Annotated in this window: 5 protein-coding genes; 2 read left to right on the top strand and 3 right to left on the bottom strand. The window is 69.8% G+C overall.

The annotated features are described in order from the left end of the window. Positions 1-233 precede the first annotated feature (233 nt). Positions 234-707 (bottom strand): MarR family winged helix-turn-helix transcriptional regulator, encoded by a 474-nt coding sequence (locus tag ABDW35_RS30760; protein WP_343717654.1) that lies wholly within the window; start codon positions 705-707, stop codon positions 234-236. 338 nt (positions 708-1,045) lie between these two features. Here ABDW35_RS30760 and hemB point away from each other — a divergent pair, with 338 nt between their 5' ends. Then, positions 1,046-2,044 carry a porphobilinogen synthase gene (gene hemB / locus ABDW35_RS30755; protein WP_343717653.1) on the top strand — a complete coding sequence of 333 codons (999 nt, stop codon included), beginning with the start codon at positions 1,046-1,048 and terminating at the stop codon, positions 2,042-2,044. Between the two features lie 245 nt (positions 2,045-2,289). On the opposite strand, the gene ABDW35_RS30750 is transcribed toward hemB, so the two are convergent. Together ABDW35_RS30750 and ABDW35_RS30745 are read right to left on the bottom strand one after the other, a co-directional pair. Next, the gene (locus ABDW35_RS30750; RefSeq protein ID WP_343717652.1) at positions 2,290-3,138 is read right to left on the bottom strand and encodes an alpha/beta hydrolase; all 849 of its coding nucleotides are present in this window, start codon (positions 3,136-3,138) and stop codon (positions 2,290-2,292) included. A gap of 11 nt (positions 3,139-3,149) precedes the next feature. Next, positions 3,150-4,301, bottom strand: a complete 1,152-nt coding sequence (locus tag ABDW35_RS30745) for a type III PLP-dependent enzyme (protein ID WP_343717651.1) — start codon at positions 4,299-4,301, stop codon at positions 3,150-3,152. A 219-nt stretch (positions 4,302-4,520) separates the two neighbouring features. Here ABDW35_RS30745 and ABDW35_RS30740 point away from each other — a divergent pair. Then, positions 4,521-5,774, top strand: a 1,254-nt coding sequence (locus tag ABDW35_RS30740; protein ID WP_343717650.1) for a penicillin acylase family protein, incomplete at its 3' end; no start/stop codon positions are given.

Raw genomic sequence — 5,774 nt, 5'->3', positions numbered from 1 at the left:
GATTTGTCATCCCGGGCGCGGCGCAGCACGCAGTGATGCGCTGCAGACCCGGGATCTCTTCGAGCCCTTACCGAGATCCCGTGTCTGCGCAGCAGCGCTTCGCGCCGCAGCGCGCACGGGATGACAAATCAATCTCTTCGTCCCTGAGTGCGAGCCCTTCCAGCATCCGCCGGGCAAACGAAAAGGGCGCGCCCCGAGAGACGCGCCCTTTTTTTCGTGCCGGTGCGGTGCCGTCAGGCCGCGCTGGCCGGCTGGTCGGTGCTGTAGGCGAGGTTGCCGGACCAGAAGCCTTCGAGCCGCCGCAGCGTGCCGTTCAGCGTCTCGACGTCGCCGACCCGCAGCCCCGTCCCCTCCAGCGAATCCGCCTGGCGGTTGAACATGGTCTCGAGCTTGGAGCGCAGCGCCTGGCCCTTGGTGGTCAGGCGGACCCGGGTCGAGCGCCGGTCGTGCTGCGACCGCTCCTGCGCCAGATAGCCGTTCTCGACCATCTTCTTGACGTTGTACGAGACGTTCGAGCCCAGATAGTAGCCGCGGGCGGTCAACTCGCCGATGGTCAGCTCGTCCATGCCGATATTGTACAGAATCAAGCTCTGTACGTTGTTGATGTCTTGGACACCGAAACGGTCCAACTCCACCTTCACCACATCCAGAAAGCAGCGATGGAGCCGCTCAATGAGTGCGGTCATGCGGTAATAGGGGTGATGCATTCAGACCTCCGACCCACTGGCGCTTTGTACTATCTAGACCGTCGTTTTTCCACCGGCAAAGCCACTTTAGACAAAATCATCCAAAACGAAAGTGTTGTGAGCAGCACAGGAGTTCACTGCAATTTGCACCGCATTCAGGACGAATTCGCGCCAGATCGCTGCTCTTGGTTGCCACAAAGGACATTTTTGATCCTAACGCCGATCTTTATCAACCCTCCGCACGCAAGCACCGTTCCGCCAGTGGGCGCGGCGTTCCGTGGCGGGCCGCCGCACCGTGTTGTTTCCGGCCGGGGCTCCGTCCTAGAGTGCGCCGGCCATCCCAGCCGCTGAGTGTCACGATGTCCCGCCTGCCCTTCCCCGGTGCCTACCCGATCACCCGCATGCGCCGCCTGCGCACCGATGGCTGGATCCGCGAGCTGGTGGCGGAGCATCGCCTGGCGCCATCCGACCTGATCTGGCCGATCTTCGTGGTCGACGGCGACCGCCGCCAGCCGGTCGAATCGCTGCCGGGGGTCGAGCGGCACGACCTGGCCAGCGCGGTCGAGGCCTGCCGGCGGGCCCGCGACCTGGGCATCCCGGCCGTGGCGATCTTCCCGATGATCGACCGCGCCCTGCGCAGCGAGGACGGGGCCGAGGCGTGCCGGGCCGGCAACCTGGTGTGCCGCGCCGTCTCCGCCATCAAGGCGGCGGTGCCGGACATCGGCATCGTCGTCGACGTCGCGCTGGACCCCTTCACCAGCCACGGCCATGACGGCGTGGTCCGCGACGGCCGGATCCTGAACGACGAGACAATCGAGATCCTGGTCCGCCAGGCAGTGGTCCAGGCCGAGGCCGGGGCCGACATCGTGGCGCCGTCGGACATGATGGACGGCCGCATCGGCGCGATCCGCGCCGGGCTGGACGGCGCCGGCCGGCAGGACGTCAAGATCATGGCCTATTCGGCGAAATACGCCTCGGCCTTCTACGGCCCGTTCCGCGACGCGGTCGGGTCGACCGGCGTGCTGGTCGGCGACAAGAAGACCTACCAGATGGATTCGGGCAACAGCGACGAGGCGATGCGCGAGGTCGAGTTGGACCTGCGCGAGGGCGCCGACATGGTGATGGTCAAGCCCGGCCTGCCCTATCTCGACATCATCCGCCGGGTGCGCGACGGCTTCGGCGTGCCGACCTTCGCCTACCAGGTCAGCGGCGAATACGCGATGATGAAGGCTGCGGCGCAGAATGGCTGGCTGGACTACGACAAGGCGCTGATCGAGGTGCTGACCGCGTTCAAGCGCGCCGGCGCCGCGGGCGTGCTGACCTATGGCGCCATCGACGCGGCGGTCCTGCTGGGCTGAGACCCGCCGCCAAACCCCTTCGGAGTTCCCAACACCGTCATTGCGAGCGCAGCGAAGCAATCCAGGGGCCGCTCTCTCCGGCCCCTGGATTGCTTCGTCGGCTTCGCCTCCTCGCAATGACGGCGAGGGATGAGCGTTCCGAGACTGCGGCGGAGACGGCGGTTTGATCCCAGCAACGGCATAGGCCATGCCGGATTAGAACAAAAAAGGAACAAACAGTCAAACGGAACTGTGCCGGCCTCGCCTCAGGCTGCCGCCAGCCATTCGCGGACCGGGCCGGTCTGATCGCTCGCCATCAGCGCGGGGGCGTGGCCGCAGCCGGGGATGGTGAGCAGCGTGGTGTCCGGCCGCGCCGCCATCCGCTCCGCCGTCTCGGCGGTCAGCAGGTCCGACTCCGCGCCGCGCACCACCAGCACCGGGCAGCGGATCTGATCCCAGACCATCCAAAGGTCGACATCCGCCAGCGGCCCGGCGAAGGCGGCGGCGATGCCGGGGTCGTAGGCCAGGCCCAGCGTGCCGTCCTGCCGCTGCCGGGCGCTGTGCTCGGCCAGGTGCCGCCACTGCCCGTCGGTCAGCTTCCCGAAGGGCGCGTGCACCCGCCGCAGATACGCCTCCAGCTCACCGAGATCGGCAAAGACCGGATCCTGGCCGACATAGGACCCGATTCGCATCAGCGCCGCCTGCGGGATGAACGGGCCGACATCGTTCAGCACCAGCCGGCGGATCGGCGTGTTCGGCTGGGCCGCCAGCATCATGCCGATCAGCCCACCCATCGAGGTTCCGACCCAGTCGACCTCCGCCGCATCCAGCCGGGCGATCAGCGCCGCCGCGTCGCCGAGATACTGCGGATAGCCGTAAAGGGCGGGGTTCGTCAGCCAGCCGCTGCGCCCGCGGCCGACCACATCGGGGCACACGACCATCCGGCCGGACCAGGCCAGCTCGGCGGCCAGCTGGTCGAAGTCGCGGCCGTTGCGGGTCAGCCCGTGCACGCACAGCACCGGCGGCCGCATGCGGTCCTCGCCCCAGGAGACATAGGCCAGACGGTGGAAGCCGCCCAGGCCGAGGCCGAGGAACTGATGCTGGGCGGGTTCCATCTCGCTTCCTCTCAGGCCGCCTGCGCGGTGGCGGGGCGCAGCGCGCCGTCCTCGACCGCGACGAAGCGCCGGGCCTCGAAGCCATTGAACCGGGTCTGCAGCACGTTGGAATAGGCGCCGATCTGGCCGAACTCGATCCAGTCGCCCTCGCGCACATCCTCGGGCAGCGGCGAGGTGCCGGGCAGGCTGTCATAGCTGTCGCAGGTCGGGCCGAACAGGGCGAAGCTGGCCGGCTTTCCGCCGGCCCCGCCCGGCCGCAGCAGCCGCACCGGATAGACGGTGCGGAAGAGCTTCATGTCGGCCAGACTGCCATAGGCGCCGTCGTTCAGGTACAGGCGGTGGCCGCGCCGGAACTCGACCTTCACCACCAGCGAGCAGGCCTCGGCCACCAAAGCCCGGCCGGGCTCGCAGAACACGGCGCGCTCGGGGTCGGCCGGCAGCCGGGCCAGGCCGGCGCGGATGGCGGCGACGAAAGCGGAGAGCGGCGGGGCCGCGGTGCCGACATAGGCGGCCGGGAAGCCGCCGCCGACATCGATCACCGGAACGCTCACGCCTGTCCTGGCCAGGATGCCGGCGCAGATCGTCAGCGCGCTCTCATAGGCGCCGGGATCGAGGCATTGCGAGCCGACATGGAAGGTCAGCCCGGCGCGGTTGCCGGTGGCGGCTATGCGGCGCAGCAGCCCGGGCGCGGCCTCGACCTCCGCCCCGAACTTGCCGCTGAGATCGCAGACCGAATCGAAGCGCGGCATGTCGACCCGCAGCACCAGGGTCAGGTCGGTCGCCCCGCCGGTCACGGCCAGGATCTTGTCCAGCTCCTCCTCATGGTCCAGCGCGAAGGTGCGGATGCCGAAGCGGCGATAGGCCAGCTCGACCGCCTGCCGGTTCTTCACCGGATGCATGTAATGCGACACGGTGCCGGCCAGCGCCGCCGCGGCCTCGATCTCGCTCAGCGAGGCGACGTCGAAATGGCGCAGCCCGCCGGCATGCAGCCCGGCCAGCACCGCCGGATGATCGTTGCATTTGACCGCGTACATCACCGTGCCGGGGAACTGGCGCTGGAACTCCGCCGCCGATTCCCGCAGCACCCGGGGCCGCAGGCAATACACCGGCTCCTCCGGGCGGAGGGCGGTGACCATGGCGAGGGCGTCGGCGAAGGACTCCATCGAACGCTCCTGGAACGCTGGGCCGCCGCCGGACGCGCGGCACCCTCACATCATCCGGGCAAGGCCGGCCGCTTGGCTAGCCCCCCGCGAAAATAGACCGAAGCGCATCCGGCGCCGCGGCCCGACCCTGCGCCCCCATGGCGCCTCGCGTCGAAACGGACAGATTATTATAACACCACACCGCCGCGACCGATCCCGGGCGGCCTGGAGACGTGATCGATGAGATGGCTTCGCCGCGGCGCGATCGCGCTGGCCTGCCTCCTGCTGCTGCTCGTGGTGCTGGCCGGCGGCGGCCTGTGGTGGCTGCGCACCGGGGTGCCGGCCGAATCGGGGACCGTCCAGCTCGACGGCCTGTCCGGCCCGGTGCGGATCTATCGCGACCAGCACGGCATCCCGACGATCTTCGCCCAGAACGACGGCGACGCCTATTTCGCCCTTGGCTGGCTGCACGCCCAGGATCGGCTGTGGCAGATGGAGCTGCAGCGCCGGATCGGCGCCGGCCGGCTGTCGGAGCTGATCGGTGCCGGCGGGCTGAGATTCGACAAGCTGATGCGGATTCTGGGCTTCTACCGCCTGGCCGAGGCCGATGTGGCGGCGCAGTCGCCCGAGATGCGCGCGGCGCTCGACCGCTACGCCGCCGGGGTCAATGCCTGGATCGACGGCCATGCCGGCGCGCTGCCGCCGGAATTCACCCTGCTGTGGACCAGGCCGGAGCCGTGGCGGCCGGCCGACACGCTGGTCTGGAGCAAGCTGATGGCGCTGCAGCTGTCGGCCAATTACCGCGACGAGATCCTGCGCGCCCAGGTGATCGCCCGGCTGGGGCCGGACCGCGCCGGCACCCTGTTCCCGGACCTCGGCACGCTGACGCCCTCCACCCTCGCCGCCCTCGACCAGGCGGCGCCGATGCTGACCCGGCTGGCCGCCGCGCTGCCGCCGCCGCTCGGGCCGCGCACGGCGTCGAACGAATGGGTGGTCGGGCCCGGCCGCACCGACACGGGCGCGCCGATCCTGGCCAACGACCCGCATCTGGGGCTGGGCGCGCCGATCCTGTGGTACCTGGCGCGGATCGAGACGCCGACCCTGTCGGTGGCCGGCGCCACCGTGCCCGGCGTGCCGCTGACCATCCTGGGCCAGAACCGGCGCATCGCCTGGGGCTTCACCACCACCGGCGCGGACGTCCAGGACTTGTTCCTGGAGACGGTCGACCCGGCCGACCCGAACCGCTACCGCACCCCGGACGGCAGTGCCGCCTTCGAGACCCGGACCGAGACGATCAAGGTCTCGGGCGGCGCCCCGGTGACGCTGACGATCCGCGGCACCCGGCACGGCCCGGTGCTGTCCGACCTCGACCCCGGCATGGCCAAGCTGGCGGGCGACGGCAAGGTCGCCGCCCTGGCCTTCACCGCCCTGGCCCCCGGCGACACCAGCGCCGACGCGCTGTACCGGCTGAACCGCGCCGGCAGCTGGCCGGAG

The organism is Inquilinus sp. (genome assembly GCF_039594555.1).
GTDB lineage: Bacteria > Pseudomonadota > Alphaproteobacteria > DSM-16000 > Inquilinaceae > Inquilinus.
Note: the sequence above shows the minus strand (reverse complement) of the source record. Positions and strands in the feature narration are given on the sequence as shown.